Genomic DNA, 18,549 nt, shown 5'->3' with positions numbered 1-18,549 from the left:
TTTCGGCACGGTCGATCAGGCCGCATCGGGAGCGACGCCCACCGGCAGGCGCAGCGTGAAGATCGCGCCGCCGCCCTCATGGTTCGCCAATGTCGCGGTTCCGTCATGCGCCTCGGCAATGGCGCGGACGACCGAGAGGCCGAGGCCGCTGCCCCCGCTATGCCGTGCGCGCGAGGCTTCGGCGCGCCAGAACCGGTCAAAGGCCTTGTCCATGGCCTCCTCCGGCAGCCCGGGGCCGTGGTCGACGATCTCGAGCACCGCCCAGCCGCCGTGCCGTGCCGTGCAGATGCGCAACGGGCCGCTCCCGGCGGCATAGCGCTGCGCGTTCGACAGGACGGCACCGATCATCTGGCGGATCCGCGCGGCATCGGCGACGATGGCGGTCGGCCGCAGGATGAGCACCGGCTCGAGTCCCGCGGCTTCCAGATCGGGCCGGACCAGCGCGATGACCCGCTCCACCTCCTGCGCGAGGTCGATATGATCGGGATTCAGGATCATCCGGTCCGACTTGGCCAGGTTGATGGTCTGGAGATCGTCCACCAGCTGCCCCAGCCCTTCCACCTGCAGCAGCAAGGATCGCATCTCTTTCTCCTCATGCGCGAACAGGCCGTCGATGGTGCCCTGGATGCGCCCGCGCAGGATGGTGAGCGGCGTGCGCAATTCATGGGCGATCGCAGCCGTGCTTTCCGCCAGCTCGCGTTCCGCGCGTTGCAGCGATTGCGCCATCGCGTTGAAATCGTCGATGAGCTGCGCTTCCTCCGCCGAGGCCCAGCGCACCAGCGGTGCGCGTGCCGACAGGTCGCCATCGGCCACCCGCCGGGCCGTGAAGGCGACGTCGTTCAGGCCGCGGCCCAGCTTGGCGAGGAAGATGCTGCCGAGGACGAAATCGCATATCGCAGCGAGCAGCAGGCAGATCAGCAGCGCGGTGTTGCCGCGCTCGTTCACCGTTTCCGTCAGGTCGTTGACTTCCTTGATGACCTTGTCGATGCCCTTGAAATCGGGAACCCGGCCGGCATCGAGCGCGGCGATGGCGCGCTGGGTGGCGGGGGAGGAGGTTTCCCGGATATGCCGCTCCTCGTTGGCGGTCCATATCGTCATCGCCACGAAGATCAGCACGCAGTTGACGAGGACGATCACCACCAGCGCCGTCGCCAGCTGGCGCGCGATGGGCCAGCGGCGGCGCAGGCGGGCGCGCAACGCGGCGATCATGACGCGGCCAGCCGATAGCCGACGCCGCGCACCACGACGCAGAGCCCGGTCATCCCGGCCCGGTCGAGCTTGCGGCGCAGGTTGCTGATATGGCTGTCCACCGTCCGTTCGAGCGCATTCCCCTCCGGCAGGCAGGCATCGACCAGCTCGGCGCGGTCGAACACGCGGCGCGGCGCGCGCAGCATGTGCGACAGCAGCCGATATTCGGTGAGCGTCAGGTCGAGCGGGATCGTGGCCGTATCGTTCAATATCGCCGCGGTATAGCTCAGGGTATCGAGCTGCAGCGCTCCGAACCGGATCAGCGATTGATCGTGGCCCGCACCGGCCGAACGGCGCAGCACGGCCTTCACGCGCGCGACGACCTCGAGCGGATTGAACGGCTTCACGACATAATCGTCGGCACCGATCCGCAACGCGGAAAGCTTGTCGAGATCCTCCGCGCGCGCGGTAGTCATGATGACCGGGGTCATGCCGCGCGCGCGCAGATCGGCCAGCACCGAAAAGCCGTCGCGCTTCGGCAGCCCGATGTCGAGCAGCACGAGATCGGGCTTGAGCGACTGGTGATGGACCAGCGCGACCTCGCCATCCTCGGCGGTCACGGTCCTGTATCCCTCGCGCTCCAGATAGGAGCACAGGATGCGGGCAATCTGGGGTTCGTCCTCGACGATGAGGATCAGCGCATTTTCCACGTTATTCCGCCTGATGAAGGATATCCGCCATCCTCTGACCTGATTATTCGGGATGCGTGAAGATCATATGGAGAAATGATGGAGGCGGCCTCCGGAAGCGGCCGCCTCCGCTCAGAACCGCACCCGTGTGCCGCCCATAAGCCGCAGATCGTCGCGGCCGTCCCGTCCGATAGCGCCGGTTGCCCCGAGCTGAAAGGCCGCCGGCCCCGCGTCGATGTCGATTCCGGCCCGCACGCTCGTCCATGCGCGATCGATCGGAGCGGCCGCGAAGCGCATCGCGCCGCCGCCCTCGGCGAAGCGGGCGACCAGGTCCGGGCGGCGATCGGCGATGGTGCGGACCTGGAACGCTTCCACGCTCGGGCGGATCACCGCCCCGCCAAGGTTAAAGCCGGTGGCGATCGACAGGCCGGCGCGTGCATCGAGCCGGTGCGAATGGCGGCGATCGATCGTCAGCGCCAGGGCCGAGCCGCTTTCCTCGGCGCGATCCACATTGTTGCCGATGAAGCGCAGCCCGACGACCGGCGCGATCCGCAGCCGGCCACCCACCGCATAGCCGATGCTGGCATCGACCAGGCTGCCGATGGCCGTGCGGCGCGCCCGGGCCGTGCCGGGATCCAGCCCCTCGATGGCCAGGTCGCGCTCCGTCCGGACGCTCTGGCGCGCGAGCATGGCCCGGAAATCGCCGAACAGGCCATTGCCGCCGTCATAGGCGAGGGCGAGGGCAATTTGCGGCGAGGTCAGGCGAGCCGATCCCGCGCCGCCGGCCAGCCGGGCGCGTGCCTGGGCATAGCCGAAGGCGATGCCGGCGCGCAGGCGATCGCCCACCGGCCCCGTGAACCCCCAGCTGCTCGTCCAGCCGGCAATGTCGGCCCCCGGCGCGGCCGTATCCGCGATCGCCCGTCCGCCCAGCGCCCCGCCCGCGAGGAAGGCCCGCCAGCGCCCTTCGCCATGGTCGGCCAGCCGTCCGCGAAAGGCGCTGCCGCCGACGGACATGTGCGCATCGACATGATCCGCCATCGCCTCCAGCGACGCCGCGGACAGGCGATCGATCAGCCGGCTGTCGTCGGGCGCGATCCGCTCGGCCAGCGCCGAGGCCTGCGCGCTCGTCAGGTCGCCGAAGGTCCGGGTGACGGCGAAGAGATCGCCCTTGCTGGCGGCGCAGGACGCCTCGACTTCGCCGAAGACCGCGCCCTGATCGGCGCTCTGCGCGACGAGCACGCCGTGGCGGGCCCGTTCGGCGAGCGCCATCATCAGCGCATAGCCATCCTCCTGCGTGTCCGCGACCCCGATGAACGGGTTCACCCCGCTGTTGCTGGCGAACACCACGCCGATGCCGGCGGTCGGGACCAGGAAGGAAAAGGCATGGCCGCCGCCGGTGCTCCCCTCGAAGAAATGCGTCGTCCGGCCGGTGATCCGCGAGGTGACGATGCCGCCGGCCCCCAGTTCGCCGACCGGCTCGAACAACCCGCGGAGCGCAGCGGCGGAAGCGAGCGGCTGGGACAAGCCCATCGAGGCGCGCAGCAATTGTTGCTCCACCTTCGCGAAGGCGGGCATGGTCGCGACCATGCCGCCCGCCGGGGCGAGCTCGGGCGGTAGCCGGCCCAACAGGGCATTGGTGACTTCGGCCGGATCGTCGATCGCGACCAGCGTGCCGTCCCCGGCCGCCAGATGCACCGACGGATTGGCCGGTCCCAGGTCGCGGGGAATGCCGAAGCCGGCCGTCGTCCCGACGCGCCCGAACACGCTGTCCACCGCCGCCTGCTCATAGGGGCGGGCGACCAGTCGCTCATATATCGTGCCGAGCACGGCAAAGCCGGCATTCGAATAGACCTGCCCTTCGCCCGGTGCATAGTCCGGCTCGGAAGCCAGGAGGAAGCGGGCGAACTGGTCCCGCCGCTCCGCCGGGCCGCCGCTCGCCGCCGCGAATGCGGCCAGCATGGCGCCGGTGCGCTCCGGATCGGTGCCGTTGTACGCACCGAACCCGGCGGTCATGAACAGCAATTGCCGGACGGTGGCATCGCGGAAGGCGGGCTGCATCGAGGCCGCCATGTCGGGCAGCAATTCGCCGATCCGTGCATCATAGGACAGGCGCCCCTGGTCGACGAGCTGGCCTACGCTCACCGCCAGCAGGTGCTTGGTGTGGGAGCCCAGGTTGAAATTATCGTCTCCGGTCAGCGCCTCACCGGTATTGAGGCTGCGTATGCCGGCGGCCGCGGTCGCGACCACACCGTCCTTGTCGAACACCGTCGCCACCATGCCGGGCGTTCCATTGGCCTGGCGCGCGCGCGCCTGAAAGTCGCGCAGGGTCCGCTCCAGGCCTCGCGTCACCACGCATCGGCCGACCGCATATTGCGCCTGGGCGGGCAGCGCCGCCACGGTGGCGCCGACACCGATCATTCCAACCAACAGTCTCGCCTTCATCGCCGCTTCTCCATGAGATCGTGGCGGGCCGGTGGCGGAGGATCGTGCAGGCGGCGGCTAGGGGATGTGGAGACTCCGTGCAGGCGAAGTCCCGCGCGGGCATGGGGGCCGGCGAAGAAGGGAAGGGCAACGCGCGGCCGCGCCTTCGCATCGGCTTCGCAGATGCTCCACGCATTCTCCACGCAATGGAGGATGATCAATCCGACGGGCGGCGACTCGCCGCGCGGTCGCCCCGGCGATCGCCTTCACGATCAGGAAAGCTGCCATGCCATCGTCATCCGAGCCAGTCCGGACATCGTCGCATCCGATAGCGGCGCGGCTGGGGCAGTTCCGCGACGCCTTCGATCTGCCCGCGGCGGCATGCGCCGTTTTCGGCGCGCACGAAGAGGCCGTCACGGCGGTGTGCGGCCTTCGCCAGGCCGGCGGGACGGCCGCGACGATCGACGATGTGTGGCACTATGGCTCGATCGGCAAATCCATGACCAGCCTGATGATCGCGCGCCTGGTCGAGGCGGGCGTGCTGCGCTGGGACATGACCGTGGGCGAGGGGCTGGCCGCGATGCCCGATGCGCGGGCCAGCGCGCTCCAGGACGTGACTCTGCTGGATCTGCTCGCGCACCGTGCGGGTCTGCCCGCCGATCCGTCGCGGCCGGGTCTGGTGCGATATCTGCTCCTGGGCGGCAATCCGGGGCGGACGTCCGCGCGGCTGCTCGGCAACGCGTTGCGCGCGCCGCGGCCACAGCGGGATGGCGATTTCCGATATTCCAATCTCGGCTATGGCCTTGCCGGGGCGATTGCCGTTGCCGCGACCGGCGAGGCATATCGCACCCTGATGCGCCGGCACGTGCTGGATCCGCTCGACCTGCGCGGCGCGGGGTTCGACCGGCCGCCCCAGGACGGCACGCAGCCGGTCGAGCACCGGCACGCGCTATGGGGCGAGAAATGGGTGGCGCTGAAGCCGGGCAGGCGGGCGGTCGACGATCTGGACATCGTCCGTCCATCGGGCGACGTCCATGGCCGGATCGCCGATCTCGCCCGGTATGGCGCGGCGCATCTGCGCCTGCTCGCCGATCCGATGGCGCAGGCGGGGGTGCTGGGGACGCTCTATCGCCCGGTCGGCTGCAACCCCGAGCCGGGAGTCGACTGGAACTATGCGCTCGGCTGGTGCGTCGAGCGGCCCTCGGACGGGCGGCTGCGGCTCTGGCATGCCGGCTCCACGGGCAGCTGCTTCGCCTATCTCGCGCTCGACCCGGTGGAGGCCTGCGGTTTCGCCTTTGCCACCAATGCCTTCTCCCCCACTTGGGACGATGATTTCATGGCCCGGCTGCGGGCCCTGTGGTCGTGAGGCGGGCCGGCGCGCGGTGACGCTTCCCGGATAAGGTCGCGCCGGTTCGGCACCGGCGGATTTGCAATTGCTAATTAATCGCATTAGTGGCGCGGCATCGGGAACGCGAATCATCGCTTCCGTCCTCGCGAACGGGCCATGCTCGCTCCATCTCCCGGAAAGGGCCGATCCGCCTGGCGGCGGCTCCCTGCCGGCGGGAGCGATCGCGGCTGCGTCCGGGAAGGGGGAAGGGAGAGGCGCGGCGAAAGACAAAAAGGGGGACGATGATGCGCCGTTCGTTTCATTTGCTGCTGGCCGGCTCTGCCGTAACGCTCGTGCCGGCATCGCTTCACGCGCAGCAGGCATCGCAGCCGGGCGCGGCGGCGGGGGCGGAGGAGGAGACGAGCGAGGGCATCGTCGTCACGGGCTATGGCCGGAGCGACCAGCCGACCACCGCCACCGGCCTGCATCTCACGCCGATCGAGACGCCGCAGACGATCAGCGTCATCACTCGGCAGCAGATCGACGACCAGGCGCTGATCTCGATCAACGACGCGCTCGACTTCGCCGTCGGCATTTCCAAGAAGGACATCGATCGCGGCCGCAGCGCGATCTCCGCGCGGGGCTTCGAGGTCCAGAATTTCCAGCTCGACGGCGCGCCCTTCGCCAATGGCAATGTCGGCTTCGGCGAGACGAGCACCGCGATCTATCAGCGCGTGGACCTGGTGCGCGGCGCGGCGGGCCTGATGCACGGAGCGGGGGATCCCTCGGCGGTCGTCAACCTGATCCGCAAGCATGCCGATGCCGATGCCTTTTCCGGCCAGGTCAGCCTGGAGGCCGCGTCGTGGAACCGTTTCGCCGCGACCCTGGACGTGCAGTCGCCGCTCGACGCCGCGGGGGCGGTGCGCGTGCGCGCCGTCGCCCAGGCCTATCGGCAGGACGGTTTCGTCGATCGCGAGGAGAAGAAGGGCCTCGTCCTCTACGGCGTGGTCGACGCCGATCTCGGCCCGCGCACCAAGCTGTCGATCGGCGGCAGCTATCAGCGCGACGATCGCGACGGGGTGATGTGGGCGCAGCTGCCCTATTGGTATACCGACGGCACGCGGACCCGCTGGCCGCGCTCCAAGACCACCGGCACCGACTGGGGCTTTTGGAACACCACCGAGATCTCGGGTTTCGCCACGCTCACGCATGATCTGGGCGGCAAATGGAGCATTCGCGGCGATCTCGGCTATCACAAGGGGCTGGAGGAATCGCGGCTGCTCTGGCTCGACGGCATGCCCGACCGGGTGACCGGCGCCGGCATGGCGACCTCGGCCTATTGGTTCAAGGCCGATCCCGAGCAGTGGAACGGCAGCATCCAGGCCAGCGGCCCGTTCTCGCTGCTGGGCGGCGAGCATGACCTGGCCGTCGGCGCCATGGTGAACCGCCTCACCGACGGATGGTCCAACCGCGATCCGATCGCGATGGATCCCATCGCCGATTTCAACCATTGGGACGGGACGCTCGCCCAGCCGGCCTGGGGGCCGCGCTACGTCTCCAGCCGGGGCTCCACTACCCAGGCGGCGCTCTTCGCCACGACGCGGATCGCGCTGTTCGGGCCGCTCAAGCTCATCGGCGGCGGGCGGCTGAGCTATTTCCGGCGCAACGAGGAGGCGGCGGGGACGAGCCCGGCCTATCGGCTGACCTACAAGGGCGTGCTCACTCCCTATGCGGGCCTGGTGCTCGACATCACCAGCAACCTGTCCGCCTATGCGAGCTACACCAAGATCTTCAAGCCGCAGGGCAATGTCCGCGACCGCAACGGGCGCCTGCTCAATCCCCTCGAAGGCAAGAATTACGAGGCCGGCCTGAAGGCGCTGCTGCTGGGCGGCAAGCTGCTGGCGACCGCCGCCGTATATCGCATCGAGCAGGGCAATCTCGCCGTGCCCGATCCGGGGCAGTTCGTGCCCGGCACCTCCAACCCGGCCTATCGCGGGGCGACGGGAACGGTCGCCAAGGGCTATGAGATCGAGATCGTCGGCAAGGTGACGCGGCAATGGGATCTCAGCCTGGGCTGGAGCGACTATAGCGCGAAGGATGCCCAGGGCGTCGACGTGCTCGCCCATCAGCCGCGCCGGGCGTTCAACCTGGCGACCAAATACGCCTTTGCCGACGCGCTGGACGGGCTGAGCCTGGGCGGGGCGCTGAAATGGGAGAGCCGGCCGCCGGTCACCGCGCAGAATCCCGGCACGGGCATCGTCGAGCCGATCGGCCAGCCTGCCTATGCCATCGTCAACCTGATGGCGCGCTACGAGCTGACCCGGCAGCTGTCGCTCCAGCTCAATGTCGACAATCTGTTCGACCGGACCTTCTACAGCGGCAACAGCTGGTTCCCCGGCTTCGTCTATGGCGAGCCGCGAAACGCGCGGGCGACGCTCAGATATAATTTCTGACGCGCCGTCCACCGCCGCTTGCCTTTGACGGAACCTTTGGGGGATGAAAATACTCTAGGTGATAGCGGCGCCGCGACCGGTTGGGCGCTTGTTGGCTGGAGCGGGCGTGGATCCTGGTGACGAAGAGGCGGGCGCGGGAAAGGCGCGAGCGATCGCGCCGCGCGCGGCGTGGCGCTGGGGCCGCGTCGCCATCGGCCTGCTGGTCCTCCTGGTCATGGTCGGGGTGGCGGCCTGGCTGCAACGCCGCACGATCGCGCGCGGCTTCGTCGATCGCGAGCTGGCCAGGCGCGGGGTCCCGGCCCGCTATGAGATCGAGCAGCTGTCGCCCTGGCGGCAACGGCTGGTCAACGTGTCGATCGGCGATCCGCGCGACCCGGACCTCGTCGCGGACTGGATCGAGCTGCGTACCTCGCTCTATCCCTGGCGCGCGGAGGTGCTGGTGGCAAAGGCCGGCAAGGTCCGGGCCAAGGGCCGGATCGTGAACGGCGCGCTGTCGCTGGGATCGCTGGACCGGCTGCTGCCGCCGCCCTCCGGCAAGCCGTTCGCGCTGCCCCGCCTGATCGTGGATGTCGCCGATGCGCAGCTCCGGCTCGACAGTGGCGGCGGGCTGGTCGTGCTCGGCCTGAGCGGCAAGGGGATGCTGGCCGATGGCTTTGCCGGCACGCTGCGCGCCGACTCCACGCGCCTGCGCATCGCGGACTGCGCCCTGGACGGCGTTGCGGCCAGCATGCAGCTGCGCATCCGGCACGGGGCGCCGCGCCTCGACGGCCCGGCCCAGGCAGCGCGGGTCGCTTGTGCGGACACGCGCGCGACGCAGCTCCGCATCGATGTGCGGGCCGCGCTGGAAGCATCGCTGGCGCGCTGGAAGGGCAGCGCTGACCTGGGCGTGGAAGCCATGGGCTCGTCCCTCGGCCGGTTGAACCGCCTGCGTGGCAGCATCGATTTCGATGGGGGTCGGGCGCGGACGGAGGGCAGTGTCGCGCTCCGTTCCGGGGCGCTTGCCGCCAGCGAAATCAGCGCGGGCTCGGCGGCGATGACCGGCCGCTACACCTTCGGCGGAACCATGGGGTTCCAGGGCGAGGTCGCTCTGGAGGGAGCGGCGCTGCCGCCCTCCCTGCTCGGCAGGGTCGCGGGCTATGAAGATGCCGGACAGGGTTCGCCGGCCGCGCCCCTGGTCCGGCAGCTCGCGCGAGCAATGGGCGCGGCCGGCCGCGGCTTCGGTGGCACCGCGGCGCTCGAGCTCGCGATGGGCGTCGATCGGAGAGCGCTGCGCTTTCGGCGCCTGGACCTTGCCGCGCGCTCGGGCGCACGATTGCATTTCGGCCAGGGCACGGGCCTCGGGCTCGATCTGCGCGATGGCGGGATCGATCTCGCGGGGCAGCTGTCGATTGGCGGCGGCGGGCTGCCGGATGCGATCGTGCGGCTGTCGCGCCGGCCGGGAAGCCCGGAACTGCGCGGCACCGGGTTCGTCCGGCCCTATGCGGCCGGCGGCGCCCGGCTGGAGCTCTCCAGCCTCGATTTCAGCATGCGCGGCACGGCCGGCGAAATGCGGACCGCGATGATCCTGTCGGGGCCGGTAAGCGGCGGGCGCGTCGACGGGCTGTCGATGCCGCTCCTCGTGCGCTGGGACGCGCGGATGCTCGCGGTGAACCCGGGGTGCGGCCCGGTCGGCTTCTCGCGCGTCTCCGCGGCCGGCGCCGTCCTGGACGGCAATCGCCTCCAGCTGTGCCCGCTCGGGCCGGCAATGGTCCGATGGGGGCCGGATGGGCTCGCCGGCGGCATTCGGGTCGCGCAGCCGGAGCTGAAGGGCAGGATGGGGGACGGCGCCCTGCGCCTTGCGGCGGAAGCCGCGCAGCTCGACCTGGCCACCAGCCGTTTCACCGTCACCAAGGCCGCGGCGCGCCTGGGGGGCGAGCGACCGACGCGTCTCGATATCGGCCAGCTGCGCGGCAGCTTCCGCTCGGGCCTGAGCGGGGATTTCGACGCGCTTGGCGGCCAGATCGGCGCGGTGCCGCTGCAGCTCTCGGAGGGCAAGGGCAGCTGGCGGGTCGAAGGTGGCGACCTCTTGCTGCGGGGCGGCTTCACCCTTGCCGATGCGGAGGCCACGCCGCGTTTCGAGCCGCTGGCGGCACCGGACGCCACCCTGCGCCTCAGCGACGGCAAGATCGATGCGCAGGCCGGGCTGGTCAGCCCCAAGCGCCAGTTGCCCGTGGCAACGGTGAAGATCACGCATGACCTGGCCCGCGGGGAAGGGCAGGCGCTGCTCGACGTGCCCGGCATCCGCTTCCATGTCGACGGCCTTCAGCCCAGGGATCTCACGCCGCTCACCTTTGGCGTGATCGCCGATGTGAACGGGCTGATCGCCGGCACCGGGCGGTTCGGCTGGTCGGGCGACACGGTCGCCAGCACCGGCCATTTCACGGCAACCAATGTCGATCTGGCCGCGGACTTCGGCCCGGTGCAGGGCCTCACGACGCAGCTCGACTTCACCGACCTGCTCAACCTGCGCAGCGCGCCGGGGCAGGCGGCCAATGTCGCCGAGATCAATCCCGGCGTTCCGGTGCGCGGCGGCGTGCTGCGCTACCAGCTGCTCGACAGCCGCCGCGTGCGGGTGGAGGGCGCGCGCTGGCCCTTTGCGGGCGGCGAGCTCGTCCTGGACCCCACCGTCCTCGATTTCGACGTGGCGGGCGAGCGGCGGCTGACCTTCCATGTGAAGGGTGCCGACGCGGCGCTGTTCCTGAAGGAAATGGCCTTCGACAATCTGGATGCCACCGGCACGTTCGACGGCACGCTGCCGATGATCTTCGACGCGAAGGGCGGCCGGATCGAAGGCGGCGAGCTCCACGCCCGGACCGGCGGGCACATCGCCTATGTCGGCGAGGTCTCGCGGCAGGATGTCGGCTTCTGGGGCAACATGGCGTTCCAAGCGCTGAAATCGCTGAACTACAAGAACCTCACCATCCGGATGAACGGCCCGCTGGCCGGGGAGATGATCACGGACATCGGCTTTTCGGGCGTGAGCCAGGGCCAGGGCACCAGATCGAATTTCCTGATCCGCCGGCTGGCGCGGCTGCCCTTCGTGTTCAACGTGCGGATCAGCGCGCCCTTCCGCCAGCTGCTGGACTCCGTCCAGTCCTGGTACGATCCCCGGCGCCTCATCGAGCGCAACCTGCGGTCATTGATCGAGGAGCAGAATCGTGCACAGGAGGGCGCCAGGCCCGCCGTTCAGCCCCGAGAAAGCGCCCCTGTCCCATGAAAGGCAAGAATATGCAGCTTCGAAGCGTGACACAGGTGTTGCCGCACTGGCTCGGCTATCTCGGCGTGGCACCGGTGGCGCTCGCCGGCGGCTGCGTGAACGTGACGGCGCCCGACAAGCCGATCGTCATCAACCTCAACATTTCGATCACCCAGGAAGTGGTCTATCGTCTCGACAACAAGGCGAAGGCCATCATTCAGGACAATCCGGGGATATTCTGATGCGCAACTTGCTTTCCACTTTCGGCCTGGCGGCGGCGCTCGCGGCGGCCATGGTCGCGCCTGCCTCCGCGCAGCGGGACCCCGCCTATCAGGCAGCCCGCCAGGCCGGGCTCGTCGGCGAGCAGCCCGACGGCTATCTCGGCATCGTCGGCAGCCCGACGGCCGAGCTCCAGGCGATGGTGAACAACATCAACATCCAGCGGAAGCGCCAATATACGCAGCAGGCGGCGGCGAGCTCGACGGTGGAGCAGATGGCGTTCGTCACCGGCTGCAACCTGATCGCCCGCACCGCGCCGGGCGAGAAGTACCAGGCGCCCGACGGCCGCTGGCTCACCCGGGGCGGCGACGCGCCCGTCCGGGATCCCCGCTGCCTCTGAGCCGAAGCGGCGGTCCCATGGGCTGACGCTCAATCCCGGATACGCGGATCGATCCACAACAGCCGGTGCGGCAGGTCGAGAACGATGTGACGGCCCGCAAAGGCGCCGATGCCAAGGGTGACCATGGGCCCCGCATCGGGCGCGGCCGTGCGCACGATGTCGGAGACCGAGAGGGTCGTCGTGCCCATGCCGATCGCAAGCGGCGCGCCGCCCGGCGATAGCGAGGGGCTCGCCCTGGCGCCGCGCGGATCGGACAGTCGCAGCGCCGTCGAAACCGGTTTGCCGCCGATGCTGGCCGGGAAGGTCCAGCTTCCGTCCGGGCCGGGTGAGAGATCGACCGGGATCAGCCAGCGGGTCGCGCGGCCATATTCGGCAGGCAGCACCATCCGGATCCGGCGGCTCGGGAAATCCAGGTCGAAGACATGGTTCTCGAAAATATCCCGGCCGATGCGGAAATCGATGCCGGGCTCCAGCGGCGAGGACGCGACGGCAAGGGCATCGACGGGAAAGGTGCCGCCCGACAGGGCGATCGTCATCGGGCGGCCGCGCTGCAGCACGCCGCCGGGGCCATGCGGGCGCTGGCCCTTGTCGACCTGGTCCGCGGCGCCCGGGCTCACGACCGAGGTTTCGGAAGCCGGGTCGATGCCGGCCCGCAGCCTGTGTCCCTCGATCGAAGCGGAGACCAGCAGCCCCGCCGCCGCGATCACGAACTTTCCGCTTATCGCGCCGATCACGCCACCCATCGCGCCATCCTCCTATCGCGCCTGCCCGGTGTCGCCGCCGAGCGCGAGGTACAGCGCCGCCACGTCGCTGAACCGGGCGGCGCGGGCGTCGACAAGGGCGATGACGGTCTGGCTTCGGGTCGCGGTCGCGTTGAGGAGAGCGAGCGTGCCGACCTGGCCCAGGCGGAGCTGATAGTCGAGATATCCCAGATTCTCGGCCGCCGCGCCGTCCGCCTTCTCGGCCGCGGCCAGGGCGGCCGCGTCGGCATGGAGCGCGGTGAGGGCGTCGGCGACGTCGCCGAACGCGCCGAGCACCGCGGCGCGATATTGCGCCTTCGCTCCGTCGAACGCCGCCTCGGCCGCCTTTTGCTGCTGCCGGAGCGCGCCGCCGTGGAAGAGGGGCTGGGTGATCCCGCCGATCAGCGACCAGAAGGGGTTGCCGCCCTTGAACATGTCGCCGAAGCGCGTCGCCTGGCCGCCCGCCGACGCGCTAAGGCTGATCGACGGCAGGCGCGCGGCGATCGCGACGCCGACATCGGCGCTCGCCGCGTGCAGCGACGCTTCGGCGGCGCGCACATCGGGGCGCTGCCGGACCAGCAGGGACGGCAGCGAGACGGGCAGGGTCGGGGGCAGCACCAGCGCGTCCAGATCGGGCGTGGCCGGCAGGGGCTCGGCGGGCTCGCGCCCGAGCAGGATCGACAGCGCCGCCTGTTGATGGCCCAGCGCCTTGGTCAGGGCCGGCAGGGTCCCTTCGACCTGGGCCAGCGCGGCGACCTGGGCCGCGACGTCCGCCTTGCCGATGGCGCCGGCGTCCTGCTGGACGCGGAGCAGGGTCAGCACTTCGCGGCTGGCCTTGATGCTGGCCTCGGTGGCCGCGATCTTCTCGCGCAGCGCCGCTTCCTCGATCACGGCAAGGACGGTGTTGGCCGCCACGGCCGCCCTGGCGGCCTCGAGCCGGAAGGCAGTGGCGTCGGCCGTCGCGCGGGCGGATTCGATCCGCCGCTTCGTTCCGCCGAACAGGTCGAGCGGATAGGAAATGTTCAACGTCGTGGTGTGGAGGCCGTAGAGGAAGACACCCGGCTCCGACAGCGGATCGGAGAGGGATTCCGACGCGCGGGTGCGTGATGCCTGATAGCCGATATCGGCTTCGGGCAGGCGGCTTCCGGCGACCGCCGCCGCCTGGGCGCGCGCCTGTCGCAGATTGGCGTCGGCAATCGCGACATCGGTGTTCGCGGCCAGCGCCATGTCGACCAGGCGGTCCAATGCCGGGCTGCCGAATTGCGTCCACCAGCGCGCCGGCAATGCCGCGCCCATCGCGAGCGTCTCGCCGGGCGTGCTTGCCGTGGCGGGTATCGCCGCAAGCGGCGCGACCGGGGTATAGCCCGAGCTGGACGGCGCGGCGGGCGGCGTGAAGGCCGGGCCGACGGTGCAGCCCGAGAGCAGGGCCGCGCCCATCAATGCGGGATGCAGCTTCACGAATTGGCCTCCCTTTCGGCGACGAGGGCAGGCCTGTGCCGCGAGAACAAGTCGACGAGCACGGGCAGGACCAGCAGGATCAGGAGCGGCGCCAGGATCATTCCGCCGACCACCACGATCGCCAAGGGCTTCTGCACCTGGCTGCCGATGCCGCTGGAGAAGGCCGCCGGCACCAGCCCGATCGCGGCGACCAGGCAGGTCATGACCACCGGCCTCAGGCTCTGGCTGCATGCCCGGGCCAGCGCCTGCGCGCGCGCCATGCCTTCGTCGATCGCCTGGTTGAAGGCGGTCAGGACGATGATCCCGTCCATCACCGAGATGCCGAGCAGCGCGACGAAGCCGATCGCGGCCGAGATGCTGAACGCGGTGCCGGTCAGCACGAGGGCCAGCACCCCGCCGATCAGCGCCATCGGCATCACCGAGGCGGCGAGCAGCATGTCGATCGCCGAGCCGAAATTCAGGAAGAGCAGCAGGAGGATGAGCCCGAGGCTGATCGGCACCACCAGTTTCAGCCGCGAGACCGCGTTTTCGAGATTGCCGAGCTCGCCGGCCCATTCGAGATGATAGCCGGGCGGCAGCTTGACCTGCTGCGCGACCGCCTGTTGCGCCTCGCTCACCGCGCCGCCGAGATCGCGCCCGCGCACCGCGAACTTGATCGGGACATAGCGCTCCTGATGCTCGCGATAGACGAACGAGGGCCCGGTGGTCAGCTTCACCTCGGCGACTTCGGAGAGCGGCACCTGCACCACCGCGCCATTGGCGCCCGGCGCGCCGACGGTGATCCGGCGGATGCTGTCCAGGCTGTCGCGCTGCCCGGGCTGGAGACGCACGACGATCGGGAAATGCCGGTCGGTGGCGCGCTCGTACAGGTCGCCGGCCGCCTCGCCGCCGATCGCGGCGCGGACCACCTGGTTGATGTCCTCCGGCGTCAGGCCGTAGCGCGCCGCCCGGTCGCGGTCGGGGACTACCTGGACGGTCGGCTGGCCGAGCAGCTCGAACATGCCGAGATCGGCGATGCCGGGCACCTTGGCCATGACCGCCTCGATCTGCTTGCCCGTCTTTTCCAGCGTCGCCAGGTCGGGGCCGAACAGCTTGATCGAGTTCGCGCCCTTCACGCCCGAGGCGGCTTCCTCGACATTGTCCTGGATATATTGGGAGAAGGCGAACTCGACGCCGGGGAAGCGATCGCTCAGCCGCTTCTGCATGTCGGCTGTCAGCTTCGCCTTGGTCATCCCGCGCGGCCATTGGTCGCTCGGCTTCAGCGGCGTGAAGAATTCGGCGTTGAAGAAGCCGGTCGCGTCGGTGCCGTCGTCGGGGCGGCCGTGCTGCGACACTACCGTCTGCACCTCGGGATAGGAGCGGATGATCCGGCGCGCCTCGTTGACCACCTTCTGCCCTTCCTCGAGCGAGACGGAGGCGGGCATGGTGGCGCGTATCCACATATTGCCTTCCTCCAGCTTGGGGAGGAACTCGACGCCGAGCGTGAAGCTGGTGGTGCCCGCCGCGAGCACCAGCGCGGCGGCGCCGCCGAGCGTCAGCACCCGATTGGCGATCGCGAAGCGCACCGCCGGCTCGTAGACGGCGCGCAGCTTGCGCACGATCCAGGTCTCGACCTCGCTCAGCCGGTCCGGAAGCAGCAGCGCGGCGAGCACCGGCGAGACCGTGAAGGTCGCGATCAGCCCGCCGGCGATGGCATAGGCATAGGTCTTCGCCATCGGCCCGAAGATATGGCCCTCGACGCCCGAGAGCGTGAACAGCGGGATGAAGCTGGCGATGATGATCGCGGCGGCGAAGAAGATGCCGCGATTGACCTCGCCCGCGCCGTTCAGGATCGCGGAGAGCCGGTTGCCGGGCGTATAATGCCCGCTGCCCCGCTCGACGGCATGGCTGCGCTCGACCAGGTGGCGATAGATGTTCTCGACCATGATCACGGTCGCGTCGACGATCAGGCCGAAATCGAGCGCGCCGACCGACAACAGGTTCGCCGACTCCCCCTGGGCCGTGAGGATCAGCACCGCGAAGCAGAGCGCGAAGGGAATCGTCGCCGCCACGATCAGCGCCGAGCGCAGATTCCCCAGGAACAGCCATTGCAGGAAGAAGATGAGGAGGATGCCCTCGATCATGTTGCGGATGACGGTGCTGGTCGTCAGCGCGATCAGGCCGGAACGGTCGTAGATCCGCTCGAGCTTGACGCCGGGAGGGAGGATTCCGGACGCGTTGATGTCCTGGATCGCGTTCTCGACCGCCTTGATCGTCGGGCTCGACTGCGCGCCGCGATACATCAGCACGGTGCCCTGGACGATATCGTCGTCCTTGTCCTGCCCGGCGATGCCGAGCCGCGGCTGGTTGCCGACCTTCACGGTCGCCACGTCGCCGAGCTTGACCGGGGCGCTGCCGTGCGTGCCGACCAGCACCCGGTTGATGTCGTCGACCGAATGGATCAGCGCGACGCCGCGCACGATCGCGTTCTGGGGCCCGAAGGTGACGGTCTGCCCGCCGACATTCGCGTTGCTCTTGCCGAGCGCGTCGATCACATTGGCGGCGGTAACGCCCTCTGCGACCAGCCGGTCATTGTCGATGACGACTTCATAGGTGCGCGTCTTGCCGCCCCAGCCGGTCACGTCGATCACGCCCGGCACTGCCTTGATCCGGCGCTCGACCACCCAGTCCTGGATCGTCTTCAGGTCCATCACCGAATAGCCCGGCGGCCCGACGACGCGGTATCGATAGATCTCGCCGATCGGGCTGACCGGCGAGATGCCGGGCTGCACGCCGGCCGGGAGCCCGTCGATCTGGTTCAGCCGGTTGATCACCTGCTGCTGCGCCTGCTCGAACGTATAGTCGTAGCTGAACTGGATCTTCACGTCGCTCAGGCCGAACAACGAGATGGTGCGGACCGAAGTGACGTGCGGGATGCCGGCCATCGCCACTTCGATCGGGATCGTGATGTTCCGCTCGATCTCCTCGCCCGAGATGCCGGGATTCTGGGTGACGATCTCGACGGCGGGCGGAACCGGGTCGGGATAGGCCTCGATGTTGAGCTTCAGGAAGGCGAAGCCGCCCGAGGCGATCATCGCGACGAGCAGCAGGACCATGAGCACGCGCTGATGCAGCGCGAAGGCGACCAGGCGGTTCATCGCGATCAGCCCGGAATGCCGGCTTCGTTGACGAAGATGGCGCCCCTGGTGACGATCCGCTCGCCGGCACGGAGCCCGGCGGTGATGCGGATGGTGCCGTCGCCCGGCCCCTCCGCCACGGTGACGCTGCGCGCGACCAGGCGGCGGCCCGGCTGGGCAACCCAGACGCGGGCGGTGTCGCCTTCGCGGATGACGGCTTGCGCGGGGACGACGAGCGCGGTGCCTGGCGCCGCCTTTGCCGGCGCGGCGATCGCGAAGCTCGCGAACATCTGCGGCTTGAGCACGCCGTCCGGATTGGCGATGGCCGCGCGCACGGGCAGGCGATGGGTGTTGGGATCGAGCGCGGATCCCACCATGCGGACCCGTGCGGTGAAGCTCCGGCCCGGAGCGGCCGGGGTCGTCACCGTCACCTGATCGCCGACACGCACCCGGCCCGCATCGCTCTCGGGCACCTGGGCCACCAGCCATACCGAGGCCGGATCGGTGATCACCAGCGCCGGCCCGTCCGCACCCGCGCCGAGATACTGGCCGGCGCTGATCGCGCGGCTGGCGACGATCCCGCCGATCGGCGCGCGCACGATCGCATTGCCGGCAAGCCCGCCCCCGGCGATGCGGGCGATGTCGCCCGGCGTGCCGCCCTGAATCGCGATCTGGTTGCGCGCCACCACATAGGCGGCGTCGGCCGTGCGCATCGCCGCCTGCGCGGCGACCAGCTCGCTCTTGGCCTGCTGATAGTCGCGCAGCGCGCCGCCGCCGTTCTTGTAGATCAGTTCCGCGCGCTGGGCATTGCCCTGGGCGATGCCCAGCTGGGCGCGCGCGGTATCGCGCTGGGCGGCGGCTGCGACCAGGCTGTTGGCGCCCTGGGCGCGCTCGGTCGATCGAATTTCGAACAGGGGCTGGCCGCGCGCTACGCGCTGTCCGGCCTCGACGAACACGCGCGTCACCTGTCCGGTCAGCGGCGGCAGCACCGGCGTGGAACGGTCCTCGTCGACCGAGATGGTGCCGGTCGCGCGGAGAGTGGCGCCGTCCGCCGCGGTTCCCACCGCGCGGATCTCCATGGCGGCATATTGATCCGGGGTCGCCTGGAAGATGCCGGGTTCGCCGGGCGCCTCCGCCGGATCGGGATCCTGCTGGTGCAGCAGCGACGTCAGCACGATGACTGCGATCAGGATCGCCGCGCCGGCCAGCACATAGGCTGCCTGCCGCTTGCGGGGCAGCGCGTCAGGCGATTGCGCGGGCAGGGCAGTTTCGGTCAAGGCCACCTCGAACGGCAAGAGATGCG

At 69.7% G+C, this 18,549-nt stretch carries 12 protein-coding genes; 5 read left to right on the top strand and 7 right to left on the bottom strand.

Annotated features, from left to right (window positions below; all coding sequences use genetic code 11):
- Positions 1 to 15 precede the first annotated feature (15 nt).
- The 3 genes from OMP43_RS19870 to OMP43_RS19860 all read right to left on the bottom strand — a co-directional run bounded on the left by OMP43_RS19870 (position 16) and on the right by OMP43_RS19860 (position 4,319).
- On the bottom strand, positions 16 to 1,209 hold the full coding sequence (locus OMP43_RS19870; RefSeq protein WP_280281288.1) for an ATP-binding protein: 1,194 nt from the start codon (positions 1,207 to 1,209) through the stop codon (positions 16 to 18).
- Positions 1,206 to 1,898, bottom strand: coding sequence for a response regulator (locus OMP43_RS19865; protein ID WP_280281287.1), 693 nt, complete (start codon positions 1,896 to 1,898; stop codon positions 1,206 to 1,208). Before OMP43_RS19865 ends, OMP43_RS19870 begins: the two co-directional genes overlap by 4 nt.
- A 111-nt stretch (positions 1,899 to 2,009) precedes the next feature.
- A complete protein-coding gene (locus OMP43_RS19860) occupies positions 2,010 to 4,319 on the bottom strand; it encodes a serine hydrolase (protein ID WP_280281286.1) in 2,310 nt (769 codons plus the stop codon).
- Positions 4,320 to 4,584: 265 nt separating this feature from the next.
- Between OMP43_RS19860 and OMP43_RS19855 the strand changes: the two genes are divergently transcribed.
- The 5 genes from OMP43_RS19855 to OMP43_RS19835 all read left to right on the top strand — a co-directional run bounded on the left by OMP43_RS19855 (position 4,585) and on the right by OMP43_RS19835 (position 11,932).
- Positions 4,585 to 5,664: a serine hydrolase domain-containing protein gene (locus OMP43_RS19855; RefSeq protein WP_280281285.1), complete on the top strand. Its 1,080-nt coding sequence runs from the start codon at positions 4,585 to 4,587 to the stop codon at positions 5,662 to 5,664.
- A gap of 266 nt (positions 5,665 to 5,930) precedes the next feature.
- Positions 5,931 to 8,078, top strand: a complete 2,148-nt coding sequence (locus OMP43_RS19850; RefSeq protein ID WP_280281284.1) for a TonB-dependent siderophore receptor — start codon at positions 5,931 to 5,933, stop codon at positions 8,076 to 8,078.
- A gap of 106 nt (positions 8,079 to 8,184) precedes the next feature.
- On the top strand, positions 8,185 to 11,334 hold the full coding sequence (locus OMP43_RS19845; RefSeq protein WP_280281283.1) for a YdbH domain-containing protein: 3,150 nt from the start codon (positions 8,185 to 8,187) through the stop codon (positions 11,332 to 11,334).
- Between the two features lie 35 nt (positions 11,335 to 11,369).
- Positions 11,370 to 11,555, top strand: a complete 186-nt coding sequence (locus OMP43_RS19840; protein ID WP_280281301.1) for a YnbE family lipoprotein — start codon at positions 11,370 to 11,372, stop codon at positions 11,553 to 11,555.
- Complete coding sequence (locus OMP43_RS19835) at positions 11,555 to 11,932, top strand: YdbL family protein (protein WP_280281282.1); 378 nt, start codon at positions 11,555 to 11,557, stop codon at positions 11,930 to 11,932. Before OMP43_RS19840 ends, OMP43_RS19835 begins: the two co-directional genes overlap by 1 nt.
- Positions 11,933 to 11,961: 29 nt before the next feature.
- On the opposite strand, the gene OMP43_RS19830 is transcribed toward OMP43_RS19835, so the two are convergent.
- From OMP43_RS19830 to OMP43_RS19815, 4 genes are read right to left on the bottom strand one after another with little or no spacing between them, the layout of a single operon-like run.
- Positions 11,962 to 12,675, bottom strand: a complete 714-nt coding sequence (locus OMP43_RS19830; RefSeq protein WP_280281281.1) for a hypothetical protein — start codon at positions 12,673 to 12,675, stop codon at positions 11,962 to 11,964.
- Positions 12,676 to 12,687: 12 nt separating this feature from the next.
- Positions 12,688 to 14,130: an efflux transporter outer membrane subunit gene (locus OMP43_RS19825; RefSeq protein ID WP_280281280.1), complete on the bottom strand. Its 1,443-nt coding sequence runs from the start codon at positions 14,128 to 14,130 to the stop codon at positions 12,688 to 12,690.
- A complete protein-coding gene (locus tag OMP43_RS19820) occupies positions 14,127 to 17,267 on the bottom strand; it encodes a CusA/CzcA family heavy metal efflux RND transporter (protein ID WP_280281279.1) in 3,141 nt (1,046 codons plus the stop codon). Before OMP43_RS19820 ends, OMP43_RS19825 begins: the two co-directional genes overlap by 4 nt.
- 5 nt (positions 17,268 to 17,272) lie before the next feature.
- Positions 17,273 to 18,523 carry an efflux RND transporter periplasmic adaptor subunit gene (locus OMP43_RS19815; protein ID WP_280281278.1) on the bottom strand — a complete coding sequence of 417 codons (1,251 nt, stop codon included), beginning with the start codon at positions 18,521 to 18,523 and terminating at the stop codon, positions 17,273 to 17,275.
- Positions 18,524 to 18,549 lie beyond the last annotated feature (26 nt).

It is taken from the genome of Sphingomonas sp. CBMAI 2297, assembly GCF_029870595.1.
Taxonomy (GTDB): domain Bacteria; phylum Pseudomonadota; class Alphaproteobacteria; order Sphingomonadales; family Sphingomonadaceae; genus Sphingomonas.
The sequence above is the reverse complement of the archived record's forward strand: the minus strand, read 5'-3'. Positions and strand labels throughout refer to the sequence as shown.